The organism is Vibrio sp. 10N.222.55.C6 (assembly GCF_041473395.1).
In the GTDB taxonomy this organism is placed as follows: Bacteria; Pseudomonadota; Gammaproteobacteria; order Enterobacterales; family Vibrionaceae; genus Vibrio; species Vibrio crassostreae_C.
The window spans coordinates 1-318 of sequence record NZ_JBFRSD010000167.1 but is presented as its reverse complement, the minus strand read 5'-3'; the positions used below and the strand labels follow the sequence as shown (position 1 = coordinate 318).

Below are 318 nucleotides of genomic sequence, written 5' to 3'. Positions count from 1 at the left end.
GCGATTGGTCACATCATGTCAGCTGTGGCGTGTTTCATTACCATCATCGGTATTCCGTTCGCGATTCAGCACCTTAAATTAGCGGTTATCTCGCTGGCGCCAATCGGTAAGACGGTTGTCGATAAACGTGAAGCAGAAGCGGCGCGAGTAAGAAATTACAAAGGTTAAGACTACAGTTTAAGCCTTATATAGAACTGAAAAAGCACATCACATGATGTGCTTTTTTGTGCCTCGTTTTCTATCTAACGATGCCCCAATCTCACAAACACTCACTAGACATTGTTGAACAAGACTTCAAGCCTAAGGGTGATGTTGGCT

The 318-nt window shown here is 44.0% G+C and carries 1 protein-coding gene; it reads left to right on the top strand.

Translation table 11 applies throughout. The annotated features are described in order from the left end of the window. Positions 1–168, top strand: a 168-nt coding sequence (locus AB4486_RS23075; RefSeq protein ID WP_372118835.1) for a YccF domain-containing protein, incomplete at its 5' end; no start/stop codon positions are given. Positions 169–318: the final 150 nt, after the last annotated feature.